This is a genomic window from Paenalcaligenes hermetiae (genome assembly GCF_039543645.1).
Lineage (GTDB): Bacteria > Pseudomonadota > Gammaproteobacteria > Burkholderiales > Burkholderiaceae_B > Paenalcaligenes > Paenalcaligenes hermetiae.
This window is the reverse complement of sequence record NZ_BAABKD010000011.1, coordinates 248,332-273,315: the sequence shown is the minus strand read 5'-3', so window position 1 is coordinate 273,315 and position 24,984 is coordinate 248,332. Positions and strand designations below refer to the sequence as shown.

General features: G+C 49.0%; 18 protein-coding genes. 11 read left to right on the top strand and 7 right to left on the bottom strand.

Annotated elements, in window-relative coordinates; genetic code table 11:
- The 6 genes from ABD980_RS10480 to ABD980_RS10455 all read left to right on the top strand — a co-directional run bounded on the left by ABD980_RS10480 (position 1) and on the right by ABD980_RS10455 (position 8,038).
- The gene (locus tag ABD980_RS10480; protein WP_345371569.1) at positions 1 to 795 is read left to right on the top strand and encodes an ABC transporter ATP-binding protein; all 795 of its coding nucleotides are present in this window, start codon (positions 1 to 3) and stop codon (positions 793 to 795) included.
- Between the two features lie 139 nt (positions 796 to 934).
- A complete protein-coding gene (locus ABD980_RS10475) occupies positions 935 to 2,128 on the top strand; it encodes an efflux RND transporter periplasmic adaptor subunit (protein ID WP_345371567.1) in 1,194 nt (397 codons plus the stop codon).
- A 5-nt stretch (positions 2,129 to 2,133) separates the two neighbouring features.
- Complete coding sequence (locus ABD980_RS10470; protein ID WP_345371565.1) at positions 2,134 to 5,292, top strand: multidrug efflux RND transporter permease subunit; 3,159 nt, start codon at positions 2,134 to 2,136, stop codon at positions 5,290 to 5,292.
- Complete coding sequence (locus tag ABD980_RS10465; RefSeq protein ID WP_345371563.1) at positions 5,289 to 6,716, top strand: efflux transporter outer membrane subunit; 1,428 nt, start codon at positions 5,289 to 5,291, stop codon at positions 6,714 to 6,716. The genes ABD980_RS10470 and ABD980_RS10465 overlap by 4 nt, the downstream gene beginning before the upstream one ends.
- Positions 6,717 to 6,724: 8 nt before the next feature.
- Positions 6,725 to 7,450, top strand: coding sequence for a pyridoxine 5'-phosphate synthase (locus ABD980_RS10460; RefSeq protein ID WP_300647284.1), 726 nt, complete (start codon positions 6,725 to 6,727; stop codon positions 7,448 to 7,450).
- Positions 7,451 to 7,456: 6 nt separating this feature from the next.
- Positions 7,457 to 8,038, top strand: coding sequence for a nitroreductase family protein (locus ABD980_RS10455; protein ID WP_377536243.1), 582 nt, complete (start codon positions 7,457 to 7,459; stop codon positions 8,036 to 8,038).
- On the opposite strand, the gene cueR is transcribed toward ABD980_RS10455, so the two are convergent.
- Positions 8,035 to 8,448, bottom strand: a complete 414-nt coding sequence (gene cueR, locus ABD980_RS10450) for a Cu(I)-responsive transcriptional regulator (RefSeq protein WP_260648679.1) — start codon at positions 8,446 to 8,448, stop codon at positions 8,035 to 8,037. The two genes, ABD980_RS10455 and cueR, sit on opposite strands and share 4 nt — an antisense overlap.
- A complete protein-coding gene (locus ABD980_RS10445) occupies positions 8,445 to 10,712 on the bottom strand; it encodes a heavy metal translocating P-type ATPase (RefSeq protein WP_345371558.1) in 2,268 nt (755 codons plus the stop codon). Before ABD980_RS10445 ends, cueR begins: the two co-directional genes overlap by 4 nt.
- Positions 10,713 to 10,868: 156 nt before the next feature.
- On the opposite strand from ABD980_RS10445, the gene ABD980_RS10440 reads away from it, so the two are divergent.
- Positions 10,869 to 11,072, top strand: coding sequence for a heavy-metal-associated domain-containing protein (locus ABD980_RS10440; RefSeq protein WP_345371556.1), 204 nt, complete (start codon positions 10,869 to 10,871; stop codon positions 11,070 to 11,072).
- A 90-nt stretch (positions 11,073 to 11,162) separates the two neighbouring features.
- Positions 11,163 to 12,545 (top strand): dihydrolipoyl dehydrogenase, encoded by a 1,383-nt coding sequence (locus ABD980_RS10435; protein WP_300647279.1) that lies wholly within the window; start codon positions 11,163 to 11,165, stop codon positions 12,543 to 12,545.
- 55 nt (positions 12,546 to 12,600) lie between these two features.
- Here ABD980_RS10435 and ABD980_RS10430 read toward each other — a convergent pair whose 3' ends face one another.
- From ABD980_RS10430 to ABD980_RS10410, 5 genes are read right to left on the bottom strand one after another with little or no spacing between them, the layout of a single operon-like run.
- A complete protein-coding gene (locus ABD980_RS10430; protein WP_300647278.1) occupies positions 12,601 to 13,191 on the bottom strand; it encodes an SCO family protein in 591 nt (196 codons plus the stop codon).
- A gap of 15 nt (positions 13,192 to 13,206) precedes the next feature.
- The gene (locus ABD980_RS10425) at positions 13,207 to 15,276 is read right to left on the bottom strand and encodes a M3 family metallopeptidase (RefSeq protein ID WP_345371553.1); all 2,070 of its coding nucleotides are present in this window, start codon (positions 15,274 to 15,276) and stop codon (positions 13,207 to 13,209) included.
- Between the two features lie 14 nt (positions 15,277 to 15,290).
- The gene (folD, locus tag ABD980_RS10420) at positions 15,291 to 16,148 is read right to left on the bottom strand and encodes a bifunctional methylenetetrahydrofolate dehydrogenase/methenyltetrahydrofolate cyclohydrolase FolD (protein WP_345371551.1); all 858 of its coding nucleotides are present in this window, start codon (positions 16,146 to 16,148) and stop codon (positions 15,291 to 15,293) included.
- Between the two features lies 1 nt (position 16,149).
- Positions 16,150 to 16,773 (bottom strand): response regulator transcription factor, encoded by a 624-nt coding sequence (locus tag ABD980_RS10415; protein WP_260648685.1) that lies wholly within the window; start codon positions 16,771 to 16,773, stop codon positions 16,150 to 16,152.
- Positions 16,770 to 18,527 (bottom strand): PAS domain-containing sensor histidine kinase, encoded by a 1,758-nt coding sequence (locus ABD980_RS10410; protein WP_260648686.1) that lies wholly within the window; start codon positions 18,525 to 18,527, stop codon positions 16,770 to 16,772. Before ABD980_RS10410 ends, ABD980_RS10415 begins: the two co-directional genes overlap by 4 nt.
- 265 nt (positions 18,528 to 18,792) lie before the next feature.
- Here ABD980_RS10410 and aceE point away from each other — a divergent pair, with 265 nt between their 5' ends.
- From aceE to lpdA, 3 genes are read left to right on the top strand one after another with little or no spacing between them, the layout of a single operon-like run.
- The gene (aceE, locus tag ABD980_RS10405; RefSeq protein ID WP_300647275.1) at positions 18,793 to 21,498 is read left to right on the top strand and encodes a pyruvate dehydrogenase (acetyl-transferring), homodimeric type; all 2,706 of its coding nucleotides are present in this window, start codon (positions 18,793 to 18,795) and stop codon (positions 21,496 to 21,498) included.
- A 15-nt stretch (positions 21,499 to 21,513) separates the two neighbouring features.
- Entirely contained in the window at positions 21,514 to 23,217 is a 1,704-nt protein-coding gene (aceF, locus tag ABD980_RS10400; protein WP_260648688.1) for a dihydrolipoyllysine-residue acetyltransferase, read from the top strand.
- An 11-nt stretch (positions 23,218 to 23,228) separates the two neighbouring features.
- Complete coding sequence (lpdA, locus tag ABD980_RS10395) at positions 23,229 to 24,932, top strand: dihydrolipoyl dehydrogenase (RefSeq protein WP_377536241.1); 1,704 nt, start codon at positions 23,229 to 23,231, stop codon at positions 24,930 to 24,932.
- The last annotated feature ends 52 nt before the right edge of the window (positions 24,933 to 24,984 follow it).

The window sequence follows — 24,984 nt, the reverse complement described above, 5'->3', positions numbered from 1 at the left end:
ATGTTAAGTGCAAAAAACCTTTATCTCACCTTTAATCCAGATACGCCAATTGAAACCAAAGCGCTAAGGGGCTTATCGTTAGACATCCCTAGTGGTCAATTTGTGACAGTTATTGGCTCAAATGGTGCGGGAAAATCCACATTTTTGAATACGGTATCTGGCGACCAGACCGTGGATTCGGGTACTATACATATCGATGATAAAGATGTAACACGTATGCCAGTATGGGAAAGAGCCCAATATGTGGCGCGTGTATTCCAAGATCCAATGGCTGGCACCTGTGAGGACCTAACCATCGAAGAGAACATGGCGCTGGCGACTTGCAGGGGCTCACGCAGAGGCTTAAGCACAGCAGTACAAGCCTCAATGCGTGATGAGTTTCGGGCGCGCTTAGAAACACTGGGCTTGGGCTTGGAGAATCGTCTTAGCGATAGAATTGGGCTACTGTCCGGGGGGCAACGACAAGCTGTGAGCTTATTGATGGCGGCAATGCGGCCATCGCGTATTTTGTTACTAGATGAGCACACAGCTGCTTTAGACCCGCGCACGGCGGATTTTGTATTAGCGTTGACCGAGCGCATTGTAAGCGAAGGTAAGCTCACAACAATGATGGTAACGCACAGCATGAAGCAAGCCCTTGAAGTGGGCGAGCGCACCATTATGTTACATCAAGGCAAGGTCGTTTTAGACGTTAGCGGTCCTGAGCGCAAAGGGCTACAAGTTCCCGATCTACTCGCCATGTTTGAAAAAGTGAGGGGCGAAGCCATTACGGATGATGCCTTATTATTAGGCTAACTCGTCATACTATATCGGCGCCTCAGGGCGCCGATATCCATTTACTGTATTTGTTTATTTATTTATTTATTTATTTATTGCTTAAGTTATGCCACGAAAACGGTCTAGCTTAATTAGCCTGAATTACAGGAGTTTGTTCATGTTAAGAAATCGCCATACGGCATGGCGCCCACTGCGCGTTGCTTTGTTATCAGCCACCGTACTGTTGGCGGCATGTGGTGAGAAACCACAACAACAAGATATGTCTGGCATGAAGGTTCCTGTTAGTGTGATTCAAGTCCAACCAGAGGTTACTCCCATATTTACTGAGCTTCCCGGCCGCGTAGAGGCGATTAAAGAAGCCGAGGTTCGTGCACGGGTAACGGGTATTGTGACAGCGATTAACTTTGAGCAAGGCTCAGAGGTCAAAGAGGGCGACTTGCTGTTTACTATTGACCCAGCACCTTACGAGGCGGTGCGTGATCAAGCAGCAGCTCAGTTGAAAAATGCACAGGCCGAAGCACAGACCGCTTCTTTGCTGGCTCAGCGCTATGGCAAGCTCATTAAAGAAAATGCAGTGAGTCGTCAGGATTACGATACGGCGATGGCACGAGCAAATCAGGCGCAAGCGGCTGTGGCGGCGGCAAAGGCAGCGCTAAAAGCCGCGGAAATTGATTTAGGCTATACGAAGGTAACTGCGCCTATCTCCGGGCGTATTGGTCGGGCAGAAATCACAGAGGGTGCTTTAGTTAGTGCCACACAGGCCACGCATTTGGCAACCATTCAGCATCTGGATGAGATGTATGTTGATATTACTCGCCCTGTCGGAGAGGTCATGAGCCTGCGCAAAGCGATTGCTGATGGTACCTTAAAGTCAGATCCCGATGGGGCAGCCCGAGTTTCTGCCATATTGGATGATCGCTCCGTGTATGAGGAAACAGGGCGTCTGCTTTTCTCCGGGGTATCTGTGGATCCTACCACGGGTCAACTAAACATGCGGGCGGTTTTTCCTAATCCAGATCAGCTATTGTTACCTGGTATGTTCGTGCGTGTACGCTTAGAACAAGGGGTAGATGAAAAAGCATTATTAGTCCCTACACAAGCAGTACAGTATGGAGCTAACGGCACGACCTCTTTAATGATAGTTAAAGACGATGTGGTACAAGTGGTTCCTGTGAAATTAGGTAGCACAATCGATGGACGAGTCATTATTAACGAGGGGCTCGAGCCCAATAGTACCGTCATTGTAGAGGGCTTCCAGAAAATCCGTCCGGGTGCACCTGTACAAGGTATGCCCTGGAAAGCGGCTCCAGCGACACAAGAAGACGCGTCCTCTAGCTCAAATAATGGATAATGCTCATGCCACAGTTTTTTATTGATAGACCCATTTTTGCTTGGGTGGTAGCCCTAGGCATTACGCTGTTGGGTTTGTTGTCTTTACCTAATATGCCTGTGTCTCAGTATCCTGAGGTCGCTCCACCGGCCATCACGATCAGTGCGACCTATCCAGGAGCCTCCGCCGACGATGCGGCCAGCTCGGTAGCGAGTGTGATCGAAAATGAGTTGAACGGGGCTAAAGGCTTGTTGTATTACGAGTCGGTGAGTGACTCCTATGGTCAAAGCCAAATCACAGCTACTTTTGCTCCAGGTACAGACCCAGATATGGCACAGGTGGATGTACAAAACCGCGTGTCAAACGTGACGGCGACGTTGCCTGCAGCCGTGATGCAACAAGGTTTAAAGGTCGAGCAAAGCAATACGGGCTTTTTGCTTGTGGTAGCCCTGTCATCAGATGATGGCTCGCTTACACAAACCGAGTTGGCAGACTACATTAAGCGCAATATTCAAAACGCCATTTCACGTGTACCTGGTGTGGGTAAGTTCCAGCTGTTTGCGGCGGGGCGTGCTATGCGTATTTGGGTAGATCCTGAAAAGCTAGTGAGCTATAACCTCAGTATGGCAGAGGTCAACGCTGCTATTGCGCAACAAAACGTCCTGATTTCTGCCGGGATTTTAGGTTCACCGCCTAACCCCAGTGATCAGCGTGTGACGGCCCCTATTGTGGTGAACGGGCAGTTGCGTACGGCTGAAGAATTTGAAAACGTGATCCTACGCTCTTATGCGGATGGTTCAAGTGTGCGTGTTAAAGATGTGGCACGTGTAGAGGTGGGCGCGGATAACTACCAGTTTGGCGCGCGTTTGAATGGGAAAACCACGGCGGCTTTTGCTATTTCGCTTTCACCCGATGCCAATGCCTTATCTACTGCCAAAGGGATCAAAGCAAAAATGGATGAGCTTGCCGAGTTTTTCCCGGCCGGCATTAGCTACAGTATTCCTTATGACACCTCACCTTATATCGAAACCTCTATTGAGCAAGTAGTACATACATTGCTCGAGGCCATGGTGCTGGTGTTTATCGTGATGTTTGTGTTTTTACAAAACATTCGCTATACCTTGATCCCGGCCTTGGTTGTACCCGTGGCGATTTTGGGGGCGCTAGCGGTGATGAATGCGTTGGGCTTTTCCATCAATGTATTGACCATGTTCGCGATGGTATTAGCTATCGGGATTTTGGTGGATGACGCCATTGTGGTGGTGGAAAACGTTGAGCGCATCATGTCCGAAGAGGGCTTATCGCCCAAAGAGGCCACGAAAAAAGCCATGCCCCAAATTAGTGGAGCAATTGTAGGGATTACTTTAATTCTTACCGTGGTATTTTTGCCGCTGGCTTTTATGTCGGGGTCCGTCGGGGTGATTTATCGCCAGTTTGCTGTGGCGATGTCAGTTTCGATTTTATTTTCTGGCTTCTTGGCATTGGCTTTTACCCCTGCCTTATGTGTGACGATGTTAAAGCCGATTCCCAAAGGGGAACACGGTAAAGAACGTCGTGGCTTTTTTGGCTGGTTTAACCGTTTCTTTAACGGTATCACCAAAGGCTATATGGGTATTGTGAGCAAGAGCCTTGGTGCTGTTGGGCGAATGATGCTGCTCTATGTGCTTCTTGTGGTGTTGTTAGGTTGGGCCTATATGCGCATGCCTACTGCTTTTTTACCCGAAGAAGACCAGGGCTTTGCCTTAGCTAACATTGAGTTGCCTGCTGGGTCTACATCCAACCGCACCATTGAAATTATTGAGCAAGTAGAAAATTATTTTCAACAGCAACCACAGGTCAAAGACATTGTTGCCGTTCAAGGTTTTAGCTTTAACGGTAATGGTTTGAACTCGGCCATTGCTTTCGTAACGTTAAAAGATTTTGCAGAGCGACGTGGGCCGGGTGATTCAGCGCAGGCTATCGCGGGCAAGGCCATGCAGAATTTACTTTTCGGCTTACCCGATGCCATGGTGTTTTCCATCGTGCCACCTGCTATTAGCTCGTTGGGGAATGCTTCTGGGTTTGATATGCGCCTAGAGGACCGAGCGAACCATGGGCATCAGGCTTTGCTTGAAGCATCCCAACAGCTTTTAATGTTGGCCTCACAAAGCCCGGTTTTAACGCAAACGCGCATTACCGGCTTAGGGCCTGGTCGTCAGTGGAATTTGACGATTGACCGGGAAAAGGCTGCGGCTCAAGGGGTTAACTTTGATGAGGCCGCTCAGCTTATTTCCACCGCATTAGGTTCCGCATATATTGGTAAGTATACGAATGCGGGCTGGGTGGAAAACATCTGGGTACAAGCGGATGATCGATTCCGTATGAACATTGATGATGTGATGAAGCTGAATGCCAAAAACAACCGTGGGGAAATGGTGCCGTTAAGCACATTTGTGACAGCGCATTCTGTGCAGGCGCCGGTACAAATTGTGCGCTATAACAGTTATGAGTCCATTCGTATCGGTGGTTCTGCCGCACCTGGCTACACCACGGGCGAGGCTATGGCGGAAATGGAACGTCTAGTGGGCGAGCTGCCAGCTGGGTTTGGTTTTGAGTGGACAGGCTTGTCCTATCAGGAAATCCAAGCGGCGGGTCAGAGCACGATATTAATGGGGCTAGCGATTCTCGTGGTCTTTATGGTGTTAGCCGCGTTATACGAGAGCTGGGCGATACCCCTAGCGGTAATGCTTGCTGTGCCACTAGGTATGTTAGGAGCCGTGTTATTGGTCTCGGCCAAAGGGATGGCCAATGATGTTTATTTCCAAGTGGGCATGGTGACAGTTATTGGGCTTTCTGCAAAAAATGCGATTTTGATTATCGAGTTTGCTAAAGACGCGGTCGCGCGTGGTGGTGGCTTAATTGAGTCCACCGTCGAGGCAGCCCGTATGCGTTTCCGTCCTATTATCATGACCTCTTTTGCCTTTATTTTAGGGGTTACGCCTTTAGCTTTGTCTTCTGGGGCCGGGGCTGCCAGTCAAAACGCCGTAGGTTTTGGGGTGTTGGGTGGGATGTTAGCCGCTACCCCCTTAGCTGTATTATTTGTTCCCGCTTTCTTTGTGGCAGTGATAAAAGTGTTTAAAACAAAACCTCGTTTACTTGGTGCTGAAGCCAAACAACAGGCGCAGAAAGGAGATCATGTATCATGATGGGAGCAAAATTTAGCTTATCTGCGATGGCAATGGCGTTGATTTTGGCAGGTTGCTCTTTAGCCCCCAAATACGAGCAGCCGATGGCGCCGGTGGCGCCGCAGTTTGATCATCAGGATCCGGCCACCATAGAGCAGGATATGTCAAAGCTAGACGCTTTAGGTTGGCGTGATTTTTTCGCGGATCCTCGGTTACAAGCCTTGATTGAGCTTGCTTTATTGAATAACCGTGATTTACGGATGGCAGTGGATCGTATTGAGGAAGCTCGAGCTCAATATGGTATTGCGCAAAGTGACCAATTTCCAACATTTGGTGCTGGTGGAGCCGGGCAGGTAACACGTAGTCCCTCTGACTTACGAGCAGGGGGCCCCGAAGCGCCAGCCATCAGTCGGTTTTTTCAAGCCGGGGTAGGGATTACGGCGTTTGAGCTTGATTTTTTTGGTCGCGTACGTAATCTTTCCGAGGCTGCTTATCAGCAATACTTAGCGACTGAGCAAGCACAGCGTACGGTACGAATTAACGTGGTAGCTCAGGTTGCAGAGGCTTATTTTCGTTGGCGTAGTGCGCAGCAGATGGTTGATTTAATGCAATCCACCTTGGCCAGTCGAGAGCGTACGTATCGTTTGGTCAATCGCCTCTTTGAGGTGGGGACAGCTTCAGCCTTAGAGCGCCATCAAGCGCAGGTACAGCTGGATACTGTACGTGCTGATATTCAAGCAATGCAGCGGGCTCAAATGCAGGCTTATAATGCCTTAACTCTGCTGGTGGGTACCCAACTACCACAGGATTTACCGGAACCAGCTGTATTTGGTAAAGAGCAAATTGTTGTCGATATACCTGTGGGTTTGCCCTCGAGCTTGCTGGTGCGCAGGCCTGATATTTTAGCGGCAGAACATCAGCTTAAAGCGGCTTATGCCAATATCGGTGCGGCGCGCGCGGCTTTTTTTCCAAATATTTCTATTACAGGGCTATTTGGCTTTGCAAGCCCTTCTTTGAGTGCCTTATTTGATTCGGGGCGCACGTATTGGCAGTATTCGCCTCAAATCACCATGCCCTTGTTTTCTGGAGGGGTTAAGGGTGGCTTAGATTTAGCAAAAGCACGTCAAAATATTGCGATCTCCAATTACGAAAAAGCCATTCAAGTGGCGTTTAAAGAGGTGGCAGATGCTTTAGCGGGCGAGGCCACCTATACAGAGCAATTGAATGCTTTGCGTGATATGGAGCATGCTGCAGCAGAAAGTTTACGCTTAGCTAATCTTCGCTATGAAACAGGCATTGATAGCTTTTTGCAGGTACAAACGGCAGAAATTAACCTCTATGCGGCACAGCAGCGCTTTGTGCAAACAGGCATGGAGTCATTATTGAATCGTGTTATGTTGTATAAAGCCCTTGGAGGCGGATGGCAACTGGATAACACTTATTAGGAATTTACATGATTGAACTTGGCGTAAATATTGATCATGTTGCAACCTTACGGCAGCAGCGACTTACTACTTATCCTGATCCGATTTTAGCGGCAGTGCGTGCCGAAGAAGCCGGGGCTGACCTGATTACGCTTCATTTACGAGAGGATCGACGTCATATTCAAGACGCTGATGTATGGAAAATGCGTAAAGCGATTCGTACACGCATGAACTTAGAATGCGCGATCACAGAGGAAATGCTGAATATCGCATGCGAGGTCAAACCGGAAGATGTGTGTTTAGTGCCGGAAAAACGTAATGAGCTCACCACAGAAGGCGGTTTGGATGTGATTACACATTACGAGGCAGTACAAGCTGCAGTAAAAAAACTGCAGAATCATGGGATTCGTGTTTCTTTGTTTATTGATGCGTGTACAGAGCAAATTGAAGCGGCTCAACGTGCTGGGGCGACAGTGATTGAGTTACATACAGGAGCGTATGCTGATGCTGCTAGCCCTGATAGTGCGGCCAAAGAACTTGACCGTATCCGAGTGGGAGCGGCACACGGCGTAGCGTTAGGCTTACGCGTAAACGCGGGGCATGGTTTGCATTATCAGAATGTGCAAGCGGTGGCGGCGATTCCTGGTATTGCCGAGCTTAATATTGGTCATGCAATTGTGGCACAAGCGGTTTTTGATGGTTGGGAAAAAGCCGTGCGTGATATGAAAGCCTTGATTCGTACTGCAGCAGCTTAAGGATTAATGATGTCTGATGTGATTTCTGTATTATTATCTCGTAACTCCACAAAAGCGATTACGGGGCCTGGCCCGAATGAGGCGCAGTTGCAGCAGATACTTGCGACGGCAATGTGTGCGCCTGATCATGGGCGTTTGCGCCCCTGGCGCTTTAAGCGCATTCAAGGGGAAAACATTGCGCATTTAGCTGACTTGGCGGTTAAAGCCATGGCAGACGAGGGGCGTCCATTAGCTGAAAACAAAGAAAAAAACATGCGTGAGTGGTTAGGGCGCGCGCCTTTAGTGTTAGCGGTGGGCTCCTATGTGGATCATAGTAATGATCGTATCCCACAACATGAGCGTTTGCTCGCTACGGGGGCGGCTGTGATGAATATTCTGAACGCAGCGCATGCTTTGGGTTTTGGTGCATTTTGGAGCACAGGTATTGGAACATATACTGATGCCGTGCCTGAAGCCTTAGGTTTTGACCCCTTAGAATATGAATTTTTGGGCTTTGTTGTGATTGGCTCATTACAAGAACCCCTAGCACAAAAAGAGCGTCCTGCGGTAGCGGACCATGTTACCGACTGGGAGCCTGACTTAGCTTAATCGAGGGAATTAAAGGGCTTTTCTAAGCCCTTTAATATTGGACAGTCGGGATGCTCATCACCATGGCATTGGCGGACAAGCTGGCGTAAGCTGTTTGCCATTTCATGCAATTGTTGCGCTTTTTGCTCCAAGGTTTGTATATGGCTTTGTGCTAAGGCTTTAACATCTGCACTGCTGCGTGTTGGGTTTTGCCATAAAGCGACTAACTCAGCGATTTGTTTTAGCGAAAATCCTAAAGTACGGGCATGGGCGATAAAAAATAATGTATGTAAATCCTGCTCGGTATATAAGCGATACCCAGCATCATTACGGCGTATATTGACTAACAAGCCTTTTTGCTCATAGTCGCGAATCATCTTTGGTGTCAGCCCGCTGTGCTCAGCGGCCTGACGGATACTGTAATAGGTCATGATGGATTGACACGAAGGCGTTTTAACCGCAGTGCATTTGTTACAACAAATACACTGGAAAATGCCATCGCTAATGCACTATAGACAGGGGAGAATACGTGGCCAGTTAGCCACAATAACAAACCCGCGGCTAGCGGAATAAGGGCAATATTGTAAGCAAACGCCCAAAAAAGATTTTGTTTAATATTGCGTAAGGTAGCTTGAGAAAGCCGTACGGCGGCACTGGTGGTGCCAAGATCATTATTCAGCAAAACTACGTTAGCAGATTCGATTGCTACATCTGTACCTGCGCCTACTGCAATACCAACATCGGCTTGGGCGAGCGCGGGTGCATCATTAATGCCATCGCCGACAAAGGCTACCGTACCATAATTGGCTTGTAGCTGTTTAATAATTTGCGCTTTATCGCCGGGTTGGGTTTGCGCATACACCACATCGATGCTGAGTGCATTGGCGACATGATGCGCTGTTAGGATATGGTCGCCTGTAATCATAGCCGTTTTTATACCTAGCTGATGTAATTGCTGAATGGCAGCAGCAGCTTCGGGGCGGATGGCGTCCATAATGGCGATGACCCCAATAATATCTTGGTCTCGCGCCACATAAATGACGGTTTTCCCTTGTTCGGCTAATTGTTCAAATTGATTTTTTTGCGCAGCGCTGGGTTGCAAGCCTTGTTGCGCCATCAGGGCCGCCGAGCCAAGATAATAGTGATGTTGCTCGACTTGGGCGCTAACGCCCAAGCCTGTATGGGTGTGAAACTGGCTGGGTGCAGAAAGTGGTAAGGACTTAGCTTGAGCCGCATTGACTAAGGCCGTGGCGATGGGGTGCTCAGAATGCTGTTGTAAGGAGGCAATATGGCTAAGCGTCTGTGTCGCGTCAATGCCCTCGTTAAAAAATAGATCCTGAACTACCGGCTGAGCTAAAGTGAGCGTGCCTGTTTTGTCAAAAGCAATTAACTGCACAGAGGCTAATTGTTGAAGCGCATCGCCCTGTCTAAAGAGTACTCCGAGCTGAGCAGCACGGCCTGTAGCCACCATAATAGAAGTGGGCACGGCTAAACCCATCGCACATGGGCAGGCAACAATAAGAACGGCAACGGCATTGACTACCGCATAATTTAAACCAGGCCCCCATATGGCCCAACCGATAAAAACAGCACCGGCAATAGCGAGGACAGTGGGCACAAACCAAGCCGTGATGCGATCAACATGATTTTGTACAGGTAGCTTAGTGGCCTGTGCTGACTCCACCATACGGATAATCGTGGCCAAGGTAGATTGATTGGCCAGATGGGTGACGTGAATTTCTAAAGGACCATTGCCATTTAGTGTACCGCCAATAACGGTATCCTCTGTGCTTTTATAAACGGGCATGGATTCACCGGTAATCATGGCTTCGTTTACATGGCTTTGGCCTTGGAGGATTTTACCATCGAGAGGAATGGTTTCTCCGGCGCGCACTAAAATGCGATCACCAATCATTATTTGATCAATTGGTAAATCCAACCACTGTTCTTGGCGCCATACACGGGCAAAGCGGCTCTGTAGACGTAAAAGCTGATTGATGGCTTCACCAGTTTGACCTTTGGCACGTGCTTCTAGGTATTTACCTAGCAAAATGAGAGTGATTACCACCGCAGCCGCTTCAAAATACAAATGGTTGGCTCCTGCTGGTAAGAGGAAGGGAGCAAATAAAGCCACCATCGAATAAAGCCAAGCACTGCCTGCACCGACGGCGACTAAGCTATTCATATCAGGCTGTCGCTGCCACAAGGCGTTGAAGCCAAGCAGAAAAAAATCACGTCCTGGTACTACCATAACCAGTGTGGCGAGTGAGGCCTGCATGAGACCAAGGGCATAAGGTGAGATTTGTTGGTGTAACCAATGGGCAAAGGGGGCAATGAGATGGCTGCCCATATCACTGATAAAAACAGGTAGGGTTAGAATCAGCGCAAGGAGAAACGCTTGTTTTTTTTGTTGGGCCTCTTTGGCGAGGGCTTTTTGATTTTCTGCTGGAGCGTTGAGCTCATTACTTTCATTTAAGAGTTGTGCTTCAAAGCCTTTTTTCTGAATAGCCTGAATGAGCGTTGTGTGGGCAACCCTGGCATGCGGTGCCAGAGTGACATAGGCTTTGGCCGTTGCTAAATTGACAAAAGCTTGGTCCACGCCTTCGATTGCTTTCAGCGCATTTTCTACGTGCCGTACACATGCGGCACAATTCATGCCGTGCACCGCTAATTGGACGCCTTCCTGTTGTGTCATGGATACCTCGATATGATTTGCTTTATTTTAGTATGAACCTTTACCTTAGGTGAAGGTCAAATAATAAAGAGAAGATTATGATAGGGTAGTTGTAGTGAAATGTTATGCTGGGTAGCATAAGGACTACACGATGGATTTACTTGTAGGAAAAAAGCGATGAAACATACTTTTATTGTGCCCGATATGACATGTGGGCATTGTGTAAAAATGATCACACAAGCCGTACAGGCTGCGGACGCTGATGCTCAGGTTCATGCTGACACGCAGACGCATCAGGTGACGGTAGAGACGACGCAATTAGATGAGGCAGCGGTTTTGCTGCTGCTACAAGAGGCTGGTTATACCCCGAACGTAGCATAAGGGCGATTTTTGTATCGTCCAGAGCGGCAGGGTGTTTTTGCCGCTCGATTGCGTTGATTTTATGCATTGTTAATCACAAAGGAACCGTTTATGCAAAAACGTCAGGCTGATGTAGTCATTATAGGTGCTGGAACAGCAGGAATGACTGCTTATCGGGCGGCAACCCGAGCAGGGAAAAAAGCCATTTTAGTTGAAGGAGGGGCTTTTGGGACAACATGTGCCCGGGTGGGGTGTATGCCTTCTAAACTATTAATTGCCGCGGCCGATGCGGCGCACCAAGCGCAACATACGTCTGCCTTTGGTGTCCATGTGGATGGCACGGTGCGCATTGATGGCAAACAGGTGATGCAGCGGGTTAAAAGTGAACGGGATCGCTTTGTGAGTTTTGTGTTAAGTGATGTAGAAGCGTTTCCTGCGGACGATAAGGTCGTAGGCTATGCTAAATTTTTGGATGACCAAACAGTACAAGTAGATGAGCACACGCAAATTCAAGCCCAAAGTTTTGTGATAGCAACGGGTTCTACTTCTTTTATTCCCAAAGCACTTTTGGCCGCTGGTGACCGACTGGTGATTAATGATGATGTGTTTGAGTGGGAGGATTTACCCCAGCGTATTGTAGTGGTTGGGGCCGGTGTGATTGGTTTAGAATTAGGCCAAGCTCTTAGCCGCTTAGGCGTAAAAACCACCCTGCTGAATCGGAGTGATACGGTAGGGGGTATCACAGATCCAGAGGTACGAGAAGCCGCGCGCGCAGCATTTTGTTGTGAGTTTGCCCTAGAAGCGAATGCTACGGTAACAGCTACGGAGCTTAAAGATAATCAGGTGGTAGTGCATTATGAACAAAATGGCCAGACACACCATGTGACAGCAGATTTTGTTTTGAGTGCAGCAGGTCGTATACCCAATGTGCAAGGGCTTGGTTTAGAGAATACATCGGCTGAGCTAGATGAGAAAGGGATGCCGTTGTTTGATACGGAGACCTTACAAATCAAAAATACAGCTATTTTTATTGCTGGTGATGCCAATAATCAACATCCTATTTTGCACGAAGCGGCGGATGACGGGTACCAGTCAGGAATGAATGCGGCGCATTGGCCTCAAGCGCCAGTTGCCGTAGCACGGCGTGCGCCGATGGGTATTGTCTTTACAGACCCTCAGATTATGAAAGTAGGTTGCGCCTATAAGGATTTGGATTTAGCGCGAACACAGATTGGCGAGGTCAATTTTGCGAATCAAGGTCGTGCACGCGTCATGTTAAAAAACTGTGGGCGTCTACGCGTGTATGCGGATAAAGAAAATGGCCGTTTTTTGGGAGCAGAGATGCTAGGGCCAGCTGCTGAGCATATGGCGCATTTATTAGCGTGGTGCTTGCAGATGGAGCTAACCATTGAGCAAATGCTGGCGATGCCGTTTTATCATCCCGTGTTGGAAGAGGGGTTACGTACAGCATTACGCGGCGCGCGCGTAGAGTAAAAAGTGTTTTAACCGCAAAAAAGCTCAACGTCTGTTGAGCTTTTTTACTGGGCATTTATAAGATGGCACGTACTTTTTCTACAAGTGCTTCGACTTCTTCGGAGTCAGAGGCTAAATAACGTGCTTTGCCTTTGGCATCAAAAAAATAGACGCCTCGACTGTGTGATACCTCGTAGTCATTGGGATTAGCGGAGCGAGGCTTTTCAATTTGATAGGCAACCCGATAACGACGCGCCAGGTCGGCGATTTGTTTTTCTGTGCCGGTAAGCCCAATAGCATAACGGTCATCGAAATTTTCCACGTATTCTTGCAGCATATCGGGTGTGTCACGGTGAGGGTCGACACTAACGAATAAAATGCGTACATGCTGTGCGTCATCACCGAGTTTTTCCATCACATCCGCTAATTGCGCCATGGAAGTTGGGCAAATGTCGGGACAATTAGCGTAACCGAAAAACATCAGTACGACTTTGCCGCGCATATCTTTTTCGGTTAAGACTGTTTGGTTGGCGGCATTTAACGTGAATTTAAGATCTGGCATAAAGCCCCGTACTGGGTGAATCTGTGAGCTAGCTAGACTTATTTGGGTTAAGCTCAGCATACACAGCGCCAGAATCACGGATAATAAACGAAGAGGGCTGGACATGATTGCTCCTTGAGATTAAGCCGCGTCTTCACTGAGTCCGCTATGGCGTAATAAGGCTTCAGCCGAGGGTTCGCGACCGCGGAAAGCGACAAAGCTTTGTGCCGCCGGGCGTACCCCCCCGACTGCTAGGATTTCATCGCGGAACCGTGCTCCGGTAGCCGGATCCAGCGTGTCACGGCTGCCATCAGCAGTGGTTGTAGCATTTTCCTCAAACGCCGCATAGGCATCGGCCGAGAGAACCTCTGCCCATTTGTAGCTGTAATAACCCGCTCCGTAGCCCCCCGCAAATAAGTGTGAGAAGGCATGGGGGAAGCGATGCCAAGCTGGGGGAATAATTACCGCTACCTCGTTGCGAACCTGATCTAAGGTTTCTAGGACCTCTTGGATGGTTAGCCCACGGGATTGATGGTGAATCAGCATATCGAACAAGGCAAATTCAATTTGACGCACCATTTGCATACCGCTTTGGAAGTTTTTGGCGGCGACAAGTTTTTGATAGAGGGCTAAGGGTAGCGGTTCTTGCGTATCCACGTGTGCGGAAAGCGTTTTAAGTACGGGGTATTCCCAGCAGAAATTCTCCATAAACTGAGAGGGAAGCTCAATGGCATCCCATTCCACTGCAGCAAAGGCGGAAACGTCGGGCTCATCGACGGTGGATAATAGGTTGTGTAGCGCATGACCGCTTTCGTGGAAAAGCGTGATCACATCATCGTGTGTTAATAAAGCCGGCTTGTTGTCTTGAGGGGCACTAAAATTGCATATCAAATAGGTAACAGGCAAATAAAGACCATCTGGGTGATAACGGCGAGAACGCTCACTATTAACCCATGCTCCCCCCTGTTTACCAGAGCGTGCATATAAGTCGATATACAAATAGCCGATTGCTTGCTGATGTTGATTATGTACTTCGTACGCTTTTACATCGGGATGCCAAACCGATAAAGTAGCGGGCTTGAACTCTACACCAAAGAGCCGCTGAGCGACATCAAATAAGCCGTTGAGGACTTGGGGCTCGGTAAAGTATTGTTTGACCTCGTCCTCGGAATAATTATATTGTGACTGACGCAGTTTTTCTGAAACATAGGCCGCATCCCAAGGTTGAAAATCCGCGATCCCCAGTTGTTGTGCGTGCGCTTTAAGCTGCTCTAGATCACGTTGTGCAAAAGGAAGGGCGCGTCGAGCTAAATCGTTGAGAAAGTCAATAACTTGGTGAGCATTATCTGCCATGCGTGTTTCTAGGCGTAGATCAGCAAAACTGTCATAGCCGAGTAACTTGGCTTTTTCCGCACGTAATCGTAGCAGTTGCTCAATCACGTCAGAGTTATCTAAATCGGTGTTTTCTGCTTGATCGGAAGCGATGGTGGCATAGGCCTTGTAGAGGGTTTGCCGTAGCTCGCGGTTGTCTGCATATTGCATGACGGGTAGGTAGCTTGGCATTTTTAGAGTGATTTTCCAGCCCGGTTTGCCATCGGCTGCAGCGGCTTGTGCAAAGGCGGCTTGGGCGTCAGCTGGGATCCCAGCTAGCTGGGAGGCATCTGTAATATAAAGGGCCCATTGATCCATGCTGTCAAGCACATTTTCAGAAAAACGCTGTGAGGCCAGCGCCTGTTGCTCCGTGATTTCGCCATAGCGTTGACGCGCTTGGCCTTGGAGCTCAACCCCGCCTAAACGGAAATCGCGTAAAGCAAGCTCAATGGTGCGCTTTTGCTCTGCATTGTAATGGGCATAATCAGGGCTTTGCGATAGTGCAAGGTATTGCTGATACAAGCCTTGGTGCTGCCCCATCCATGTAGAGAACTCGGTGATGTGCGGCAAACATTGGTTTTTGGCATCGCGCAAAGCGGGGCTATTGATGACCGAATCCAAGTGTCCTACAACGGTCCAAGCACGCCACAATTGTTCTGTGGCGAGATGTAAGGCAGGAACAGTGCTCTCCCATGTCGGTGTTGACTGTTGTGCGATCTGCTCTACTGCTTGACGTGCTTGTTGCAGTAGTTGAGTGATCGCCGGCTCAACATGATCAGCTTGAATCGCTGCATAATCAATGAGTTCAGTAATGGGTGCAAGCAAAGGATTGGTCATCATGATGGTAGTAAAAATTAAATAAGACGTTCGGCTGCTTCAACGGTGTTGACGAGCAGCATGGCAATGGTCATGGGGCCAACACCACCAGGCACAGGGGTAACAGCACTGGCGACTTGAGCGACAGAGTCATAATCCACATCGCCCACTAGCTTGCCGGATTCGAGACGGTTAATGCCTACGTCAATAACAATAGCGCCAGGTTTAACCATGTCCCCGGTGATCATTTGGGGGCGGCCTACAGCGACCACCAGTACATCAGCACGGCGGGTGTGAGCAGCAAGATCTTTGGTTTTGCTGTTACAGATGGTGACCGTTGCTCCTTCGGCTTGTAGCATCAATGCCATGGGCTTACCCACGATATTGCTTGCACCGATTACCACGGCTTCGGCACCACGCAGATTCACCTGTTCGTCCTCGAGCATTTTCATGACCCCGTAAGGGGTACAAGGGCGGAAAAGTGGTTTGCCAGTTAATAAGAGTCCAGCATTGCTAATATGAAAACCGTCCACGTCCTTTGTGGCGGCAATGGCCTCGATCACAGCGTGTTCATCGAGGGAATCTGGGAGGGGTAACTGCACCAAAATACCATGCACAGTGGGGTCTTGATTGAGCTGGTCAATAAGCGCTAGCAGTTCGGCCTGAGAGGTCGTGGCAGGAAGGCGGATCACATCGGATTTCATGCCTGCTTTTTCACAAGCTAGGGCCTTATTGCGCACATAGACTTGTGAGGCAGGATCTTCGCCGACGAGCACAACGGTTAGGCCCGGGGTGATCCCTTGGGTTTTTAGTTTTTCAACACGTTGTGCGACTTCGGCACGTACACGCTGTGCTAATGCTTTGCCATCGATAGGGCGCGCACTGCTAGAACTCATTTTAGTTTTCTCCGGTTTTTGCTAAAGCAATTTTCATTAAATCGGCCACCGTGGTGACTTCCAGTTTTTCCATAATATTGGCGCGGTGCGCCTCTACGGTTTTAATACTGATATTAAGATCGCCTGCGATTTGTTTATTCAGGCGGCCAGCTACAATACGCTCAAGAACTTGTTGCTCACGTGCGGTTAAACGGGATAAGACTTGCTCGTGATTACGCTGCTGAGCGGCTTGATCGGCAAGCTCAATGGCTTGGTCAATCATGCGCGCCACAATAGCCCGTAGATCAGCCTCGTTAAAAGGCTTTTCTAAGAAATCCACAGCCCCTTTTTTCATGGTGCTGACTGCCATTGGGACATCACCGTGTCCGGTGATAAAGACCATGGGTAAAGGCGCTTTGCGGGCGATGAGCGCTTCTTGAAGCTCTAAACCACTCATGCCGGGCATACGCACATCGACAATGAGTACGCCAACTTGCTCGGCATCGTAGTGCTGTAAAAACTCTTCGGCCGCCGCAAAACATTTGACGCGATAACCATTGGCTTCAAGTAGCCAACGGAGCGAGTCACGCACGGCTTCGTCATCATCTACGATAAATACAGTGCAAGACATTTGGGTACTACTCATGCTTGAATCTCCTCGGAATGCGTGGTTGTGTTTTGTGAGGGGTGGGCACAGGGCAGAGTAAAACGGAAAATCGTACCGCCATCTGGATTATCTGTGGCCCAGAGACGCCCATGATGGGATTCGATAATAGTACGACAGATATTTAAGCCCATGCCTAAACCTTCGTTTTTTGTGCTGTAAAAAGGCTCAAATAAACGCTCAGGGTCTTTTAGACCATAGCCTCTATCGACGACAGCGATTTCAAGTAAGTTACCTTCGAGTGGGGTAACGTAGACGTGCAAAATAGGATAATCACTATTTTCCATCGCCTCGACCCCATTTTTGAGCAGGTTTAATAACACCTGTTCAATTAAAATGGGATCCGCTAATACATCCGGAATGGGGGTAGGTAAGCTGACTTCAATTTTAATTTGCCGTTTGCGGGCATCAATATCAGCAAAAGCCACCGCATTATCAAGAATTTGAGCTAATGGAACCTGTTGACGACGAGGTTCACTGCGTTTTACAAATTCGCGAATGCGACTAATGATTTTACCTGCGCGCTCTGCCTGGGCAGCTGCTTTTTCGAGCGCGTCAATTAATGTTTCCGGATTGTATCGCCCTGATTTTACCATAGCCACTGCCCCCATGCTGTAATTGCTAATCGCCGTTAGGGGCTGGTTTAACTCATGAGCCAGAGAGGATGCCATTTCTCCCATGGTAGTAAGACGACTGGTGAGCTGGACTTTTTCTTGTTGAATGCGAGACGCTTCTTCGTGTTGGCGCCGCTCAGTAATATCGCGAGCCACTTGTAGCCGTACCCGTCGGCCGTCCGTCCAAGCTAGCATTCGGTGGTGGACCTCAAACCAACGCTGAGCGGATAAGGAAAAAGTTTCGACGGTTTCATCGGTAAAGCGTCCTAATCGCCCCCCCATAAGCTCAGCATGCCCATTGGGTTGAGCGCCGAAAATACGACGGTAAGTACGGTTAGCAAAAAGCAGCTCTAGGCCTTCGGGTGTATCTGCTACAACAGAAATCGCATCATCCAAGCCCTCTAGGACGGTCATAAAGCGCTCATGTGCGGCGGTGAGAGCTTCGCGAATCCGTTTAGGCTCAGTAATATCGGTCATGGAGGTCATCCAGCCGATTTGCTCGCCATTTGGATCGCGTAAAGGTGACACGTACATGCGGGCAGTAAAGCGTGAACCGTCACGCCGTTGCGCTTCGACCTCTAGGCCACTACTTGGTGTGCGACCCGACATGAGTAGGTCGAGAATTTCCTGATGTTGTTGATGACGCCCAGGTAACCAATAAGGGAAAGGGGCTGTGCGTCCGATTAAATCGGCCTCATTCCAGCCAATCATGCGGCAGAAAGCTGGGTTGACGTAGGCTATACGCCCATACATGTCAAAAACGCGCATCCCCGTTGACATGGAGTTTTCCATGGCGCGTCTAAAGCCTGTTTCTGCGATGAGTGCGGCCTCGGCATGGGAGCGAAAACGCGTGTAGCGCCATAAAGCTAATAGGCTGAAAATAATCACCAGCGACAGGGCAACCACCACCAAAAGCAGGCGTTGTTGTCGGATTTCTTGGTCGATGGTGATGAACATGACACTGTCATGTTGCAGCCGTTGCAACCAAAAAAACGCCCCCATCACGCATAAATACAAGACTAATACGATAACCGGTGTAAGCCAATAAAAGCCGCGCCGGTTGTGGCGTGCTTGCTCGTAGAAAGTAGAGGGGATGAGAGACTTTTTAGAGTGATTAGCCATAGCAGTAATAAAAAAGACCAAGCAATATTGTAAGCGTGAATGCTATGGTATTGCTATGGGTTGCTTTTCGCAATATGAAATCTATTACCATAAAATGAAATTTTGCTTGAGCCATTTGCTTTTCTTTCCTAGAATAGGTCAAGCATAAGAACAAATCGTTTTTTATGTTTGCGGTTCGTGCCATCTGACAGTGTTTGAGACGCGAATAATAATGCCAGAACTTTGTCAGAGCGGACTTCATATTCATTCACCGGAGACACGCCCTATGTCCTCTCTTGATCAAGTATATAATTCGGCTCACGTAGATAATGATGAAGCCTTAGAAACCCAAGAATGGCTAGAGGCTCTAGAAGCCGTATTGGACCGCGAAGGTCCGGCTCGAGCCCACTATTTAATTGAGCGCTTGACTGACGTAGCGCGTCGTTCTGGGTCACGTATTCCTTTCTCTCCTTATACGGCTTACGTTAATACGATTCCTGTAGGTTTAGAACCCAAATATCCAGGGGATCCTGTCCTAGAGGAGCGTATCCGTTCCTACATTCGCTGGAATGCGATGGCAATGGTAGTTAAAGCCAACCAAGAAACGCCTCCAGATGGTGGTGGTTTAGGTGGTCATATTGCCTCTTTTGCTTCGTTGGCGACCATGATCGAGTGTGGTCAAAACCATTTCTGGAAAGCCGATAGCGATGGTCGAGGCGGGGATCTGGTTTACTTTCAGGGCCATACCTCTCCTGGCATGTATGCGCGAGCTTACCTAGAGGGTCGGTTGACCGAGGAGCAGCTCGATAATTTCCGTCAAGAGGTCGATGGCAAAGGGCTTTCTTCTTATCCTCACCCTAAGCTTATGCCTGATTTTTGGCAGTTCCCAACTGTATCAATGGGTTTAGGGCCACTGATGGGTATTTATCAAGCCCGATTTTTAAAATACCTACACGCTCGTGGGATTGCTGACACCTCTGGCCGCAAAGTATGGGTGTTTTTGGGCGATGGCGAAATGGATGAGCCAGAATCTTTAGGTGCGATTGGCTTAGCGGCAAGAGAAAAACTGGATAACCTGATTTTTGTGGTTAACTGTAACCTGCAGCGCTTGGACGGCCCCGTACGTGGTAACGGCAAAATCATCCAAGAACTAGAGGGTGTATTCCGTGGGGGTGGTTGGAACGTCATCAAGCTGATCTGGGGCGGGTACTGGGATCCTTTATTAGCGCGTGACAAAGAGGGCATTTTACGTCAGGTGATGGAAGACACCATCGATGGCGAATATCAGGCCTATAAAGCCAATGATGGCGCTTATGTGCGCGAACATTTCTTTGGTAAGCATCCCAAGCTGCTTGAGATGGTCAGTCGCATGAGTGACGAGGATATTTGGCGATTAAATCGTGGCGGTCATGATCCATATAAGGTGTATGCCGCGTTTGATTCTGCCGTTAAACACGAAGGCCAGCCTACGGTAATTCTTGCTAAAACTATTAAAGGTTATGGGATGGGGCATGTGGGGCAAGCGAAAAACCCCACGCATCAACAAAAAAGCTTGGATGTTGAGTCCTTACGTGAGTTCCGTGATCGCTTTAATATCCCAATCCCTGATGAGCGCCTCGAAGAGGTTCCTTACTTTAAACCCGCCGAAGACTCGCCTGAAATGCGGTATTTGCATGAACATCGTCAGGCCTTAGGGGGATACTTACCAAAACGTCGTGTAAAAGCCGATGAGCATTTGCCTGCGCCTAGCCTAGATACTTTTAAAGCGGTGCTTGAGCCAACGGCCGAAGGGCGTGAGATTTCCACTACACAAGCTTTTGTGCGCGTATTAAATCAGTTATTACGTGATAAACAATTGGGACCACGCGTTGTGCCCATTTTGGCGGATGAGTCGCGTACTTTTGGGATGGAAGGTTTATTCCGCCAGATTGGAATTTATGCTCCTGAAGGGCAAAAATACACCCCGGTGGATAAAGACCAGGTGATGTACTACCGCGAAGCGGAAAACGGTCAGCTTCTGCAAGAAGGGATTAATGAGCTTGGTGCGTTTAGCTCTTGGATTGCGGCGGCTACTTCCTATTCCAGCAATAACCGCATCATGATCCCGTTCTTTATTTACTATTCCATGTTTGGTTTCCAGCGTTTTGGTGACTTGGCATGGGCGGCCGGTGATATGCAGGCACGTGGTTTTGTGCTTGGAGGGACGGCCGGTCGTACCACATTGAACGGAGAGGGTTTACAGCACGAAGACGGACATAGCCATATTCAGTCTTCTGTTATTCCCAATTGCGTGTCTTATGATCCTACTTTTGCTCATGAGGTAGCCGTTATCATCCGTGATGGTTTATACCGCATGGTGGAAAAACAAGAGGATGTGTATTACTACATCACCTTGATGAATGAGAACTATGCCCAGCCAGGTTTAAAAGCGGGTGATGAAGAAGGCATTTTGCGCGGCATGTATAAGTTCAAGTCTGTGGACGGCGAACACCGCGTACAGCTGCTGGGGTCGGGCACGATTTTGCGTGAGGTTATTGCTGCGCAAGACTTGCTTGAAAAAGACTGGGGGATTGGCTCGGATGTGTGGAGTGTTACTAGCTTTACAGAGCTGCGCCGCGATGGCTTGGATTGCGAGCGTTATGCGCTACTACACCCGCGTGATACCCAACCGCCTAAGCCCTATGTAACTGCTCAGCTTGAGCAAACCGAAGGGCCTATTGTGGCATCTACCGACTATATCAAAGCTTTTGCCGATCAGATTCGTGCGTTTATTCCGCAAAACCGAGCGTATCGTGTATTGGGAACCGATGGTTATGGTCGCTCGGATTTCCGTGCCAAGCTACGTTCTCACTTTGAGGTCGATCGCTACTTTGTGGTGTTGAGTGCTTTACGCGCTTTAGCAGACGAAGGCAAAATCAGTATGGATAAAGTGGTTGAGGCCATTGATAAATACGGGATTAACCCAAATAAACCCAATCCTCATCACGTTTAAAGAGGGGAGCAAGTCATGAGTGAAATTATTGAAGTCGTTGTCCCTGATATTGGCAGTGATGAAGATGTGGACGTGATCGAGATCCTTGTCAACGAAGGGGATACGGTAGCCCAAGAGGACAGCTTGATTACTGTGGAATCGGACAAGGCCTCGATGGAAATCCCTTCTAGCCATGCTGGGGTGGTGAAATCTATCAAGGTCAAGTTGGGCGATAAAGTTCGTCAGGGCTCGTTGATTTTAGAATTAGAAAGTGCTGATGCTTCAGCAACAGCGCAGACATCAAGTGCAGCTGTTGCTGAGCAGCCAGCAGAGTCCGCTTCAGCGGCGCCAGTGACCGCTGCTGCAGAGAGCACAGAAACAAAAACCGTCGTGGTACGTGTTCCTGATATTGGGGATGCGCATGATGTGGATGTGATCGAGGTTTTGGTTAGCGAGGGCGATACGATTGAGCGGGATCAAAGCTTAATTACTCTCGAAACAGAAAAAGCATCGATGGAGGTGCCTTCGAGTCATGCTGGCGTGATTCAAAAAATCCTTGTTAAGGTAGGTGACAAGGTGTCTGAAGGCTCAGATATCTTAGAGCTAACCATGAGCGGTACGGATACGGTTAAAGAGCAAAAGGCCGCCCCCGCTCCCGCCCCTGCGCCTGCCGCATCTACTACACCAAAAGTGGAGTCAAAGCCTTCTGCTATTGTGGGGCAAAGCAGTGGGGGGGCGATGGTCTCTAGCCCACCTAAGCGCGAGTCACCAACCTCTTCTTTTGCTGATGCCAATGTGCCTTTACGAAATCTGCCACATGCCTCACCGTCGGTACGTAAATTTGCTCGTGAGCTAGGGGTAGACTTAAATCTCGTTCAGGGAACAGGCAGCAAAGGTCGTATTAAACCGGAGGATGTGCGTAATTTTGTTAAGCAGGCATTAGCAGGTGGGGCCGTAGGTGGCGCCGCACCTGCCGCCGGGGTTGCAACGGTATCGGGTGATTTCCAAGTCTTGCCCTGGCCGAAGGTGGATTTTGCACGCTTTGGTGAAACCGAAATCCAGCCACTATCACGCATTAAAAAGATTTCTGGTGCGAACTTGCATCGTAACTGGGTGATGATTCCGCATGTTACGAATAATGATGTGGCCGATATCACAGAGCTAGAAGCCTTCCGTAAGCAAATTAACGAGGAGGGTAAAAAATCAGGTCAGGCTGTGCGCGTGACGATGCTAGCTTTTTTAATCAAAGCAAGTGTGGCGGCTTTAAAACAGTTCCCTGAGTTTAATGCCTCGCTAGATGGGGATAATCTGGTCCTTAAAAAATACTACAATATTGGCTTTGCTGCGGACACACCAAATGGATTGGTTGTACCGGTGATTAAAGATGCCGATAAAAAAGGTATTTTGGATATTGCCCAAGAAACCGCAGAGCTCGCTGCTTTGGCGCGAGATGGCAAACTGAGTGCGGCTCAAATGCAAGGCGGGTGCTTTACCATTTCCTCTTTAGGTGGTATTGGTGGTACAGACTTTACTCCTATTATTAATGCTCCCGAGGTAGCTATTTTAGGGGTATCACGTTCTACGATGCAGCCGGTTTGGAATGGTAAAGACTTTGAGCCTCGGCTGATGTTGCCGTTGTCGTTATCGTATGATCATCGGGTCATTGATGGGGCGGCAGGGGCGCGATTTAATGCGTACTTAGGTCAGTTATTGGCTGATTTCCGTCGCATTGTCCTTTAAGGAGCGCATTGATGAGTACACAAGATATTGTCGTGCCAAACATCGGTGACTTTGAAAGCGTTGATGTGATCGAGGTTCTGGTGCAGCCGGGCGATCAAATTGAGCTTGAGCAAAGTTTGATTACGGTGGAGTCCGATAAAGCCTCGATGGAAATCCCCGCCAGTCATGCGGGGGTGGTAAAAGAGGTATTGGTTCAAGTAGGAGATCAAGTCTCTGAGGGCTCTGCTATTGTGCGCATTGAGACGGCGTCACCTGCTGCTGCAGCACCTAAGCCAGTCGCTGCAGCGCCCGTGTCGACTGAATCGGAGCAGCAGTTTGATGTGGTGGTCTTGGGATCAGGGCCCGGTGGGTATTCGGCGGCTTTTCGTGCCGCAGACTTAGGGCTAAAGGTAGCTCTGGTTGAACGCTATTTGACCCTAGGCGGCGTGTGTTTAAACGTAGGCTGCATCCCTTCTAAAGCCCTATTACATACCATAGGTGTGTATGAGGCTGCCCAAACGTTGTCTGAGCAGGGCATTCAGTTTGGCGAAGCGAGTATTGATCTAGAGCGCCTGCGCGGCTACAAAGACGGTGTGATTGCAAAACTAACCAAAGGCTTGGCCGGCATGGCTAAAGCGCGCAAGGTAGAAGTCATCACTGGAACGGGGCGCTTTATTGGACCACATCAGCTTCAAGTGGAAAATGTAGCAGGAACACTGACACTTGGGTTTAAATCTGCCATTATTGCGGCAGGCAGCGAGTCTGTGAAACTGCCTTTTCTTCCAGACGACCCTCGCGTTGTCGACTCTACAGGGGCTTTGCAGCTGCAATCCATTCCAGAAAAAATGCTTATTATCGGGGGCGGTATTATTGGCCTCGAAATGGGTACGGTTTATTCGGGGCTGGGTGCACGTTTAGACGTTGTGGAAATGCAGTCTGGTCTGATGCAAGGCGCCGATCGGGATTTAGTTCGTGTATGGCAAAATCAAAACAAACATCGTTTTGATCAGATTATGCTCAATACTAAAACTATCTCTGCTGAGGCCAAGGATGATGGCATTTGGGTGCGTTTTGAGGGCGAAGGCGCTCCGGATGAACCCCAGCGCTATGACCTTGTGTTGCAGGCGGTAGGACGGAGCCCCAATGGCAAGAAAATCGGCGCTGAAAATGCCGGTGTACGTGTGGATGAGCGCGGTTTTATTGCTGTTGATAATCAAATGCGTACCAATGTACCGCATATTTATGCCATTGGTGATATTGTGGGGCAACCTATGCTAGCGCATAAAGCCGTCCACGAGGGTCATGTGGCGGCAGAGGTAATCGCAGGGCAAAAATCATTCTTTGATGCACGTGTGATTCCTTCCGTTGCCTACACCGATCCAGAGGTAGCTTGGGTGGGGCTTACCGAAGAGCAAGCCAAAGCGCAGGGTATAGCAATCGAAAAAGGATTGTTTCCTTGGCAGGCTTCAGGGCGGGCCATTGCGAACAATCGTGATGAGGGCTTTACTAAGCTTTTATTCGATGCAGAAACCAAGCGTATTCTCGGTGGAGGTATCGTAGGGGTGGGTGCTGGTGATTTGATTAGCGAGATCGTCTTAGCGATTGAGATGGGTGCTGATCAAGTGGATATTGCCAAAACTATCCATCCTCATCCCACTTTAGGGGAGTCAGTTGGCATGGCAGCGGCTGCTTCGTTAGGTGCTTGTACGGATATTCCTCCTGCGCGCCGTAAATAACGCATTTATCGGTTATTTTTTGAGCGGTAGGTGCTATGATGGGCGCCTACCG

Bases quoted from the DNA above. Each gene is read 5' to 3' on its own strand.
- ABD980_RS10410 (WP_260648686.1), bottom strand. From the start codon at position 18,527: ATGGCTAATCACTCTAAAAAGTCTCTCATCCCCTCTACTTTCTACGAG.
- ABD980_RS10445 (WP_345371558.1), bottom strand. From the start codon at position 10,712: ATGACACAACAGGAAGGCGTCCAATTAGCGGTGCACGGCATGAATTGT.
- aceE (WP_300647275.1), top strand. From the start codon at position 18,793: ATGTCCTCTCTTGATCAAGTATATAATTCGGCTCACGTAGATAATGAT.
- ABD980_RS10455 (WP_377536243.1), top strand. From the start codon at position 7,457: ATGATGTCTGATGTGATTTCTGTATTATTATCTCGTAACTCCACAAAA.
- ABD980_RS10415 (WP_260648685.1), bottom strand. From the start codon at position 16,773: ATGAGTAGTACCCAAATGTCTTGCACTGTATTTATCGTAGATGATGAC.
- lpdA (WP_377536241.1), top strand. From the start codon at position 23,229: ATGAGTACACAAGATATTGTCGTGCCAAACATCGGTGACTTTGAAAGC.
- ABD980_RS10470 (WP_345371565.1), top strand. From the start codon at position 2,134: ATGCCACAGTTTTTTATTGATAGACCCATTTTTGCTTGGGTGGTAGCC.
- ABD980_RS10425 (WP_345371553.1), bottom strand. From the start codon at position 15,276: ATGATGACCAATCCTTTGCTTGCACCCATTACTGAACTCATTGATTAT.
- ABD980_RS10440 (WP_345371556.1), top strand. From the start codon at position 10,869: ATGAAACATACTTTTATTGTGCCCGATATGACATGTGGGCATTGTGTA.
- cueR (WP_260648679.1), bottom strand. From the start codon at position 8,448: ATGACCTATTACAGTATCCGTCAGGCCGCTGAGCACAGCGGGCTGACA.
- ABD980_RS10480 (WP_345371569.1), top strand. From the start codon at position 1: ATGTTAAGTGCAAAAAACCTTTATCTCACCTTTAATCCAGATACGCCA.
- ABD980_RS10435 (WP_300647279.1), top strand. From the start codon at position 11,163: ATGCAAAAACGTCAGGCTGATGTAGTCATTATAGGTGCTGGAACAGCA.
- ABD980_RS10430 (WP_300647278.1), bottom strand. From the start codon at position 13,191: ATGTCCAGCCCTCTTCGTTTATTATCCGTGATTCTGGCGCTGTGTATG.
- ABD980_RS10460 (WP_300647284.1), top strand. From the start codon at position 6,725: ATGATTGAACTTGGCGTAAATATTGATCATGTTGCAACCTTACGGCAG.
- ABD980_RS10475 (WP_345371567.1), top strand. From the start codon at position 935: ATGTTAAGAAATCGCCATACGGCATGGCGCCCACTGCGCGTTGCTTTG.
- ABD980_RS10465 (WP_345371563.1), top strand. From the start codon at position 5,289: ATGATGGGAGCAAAATTTAGCTTATCTGCGATGGCAATGGCGTTGATT.
- folD (WP_345371551.1), bottom strand. From the start codon at position 16,148: ATGAGTTCTAGCAGTGCGCGCCCTATCGATGGCAAAGCATTAGCACAG.
- aceF (WP_260648688.1), top strand. From the start codon at position 21,514: ATGAGTGAAATTATTGAAGTCGTTGTCCCTGATATTGGCAGTGATGAA.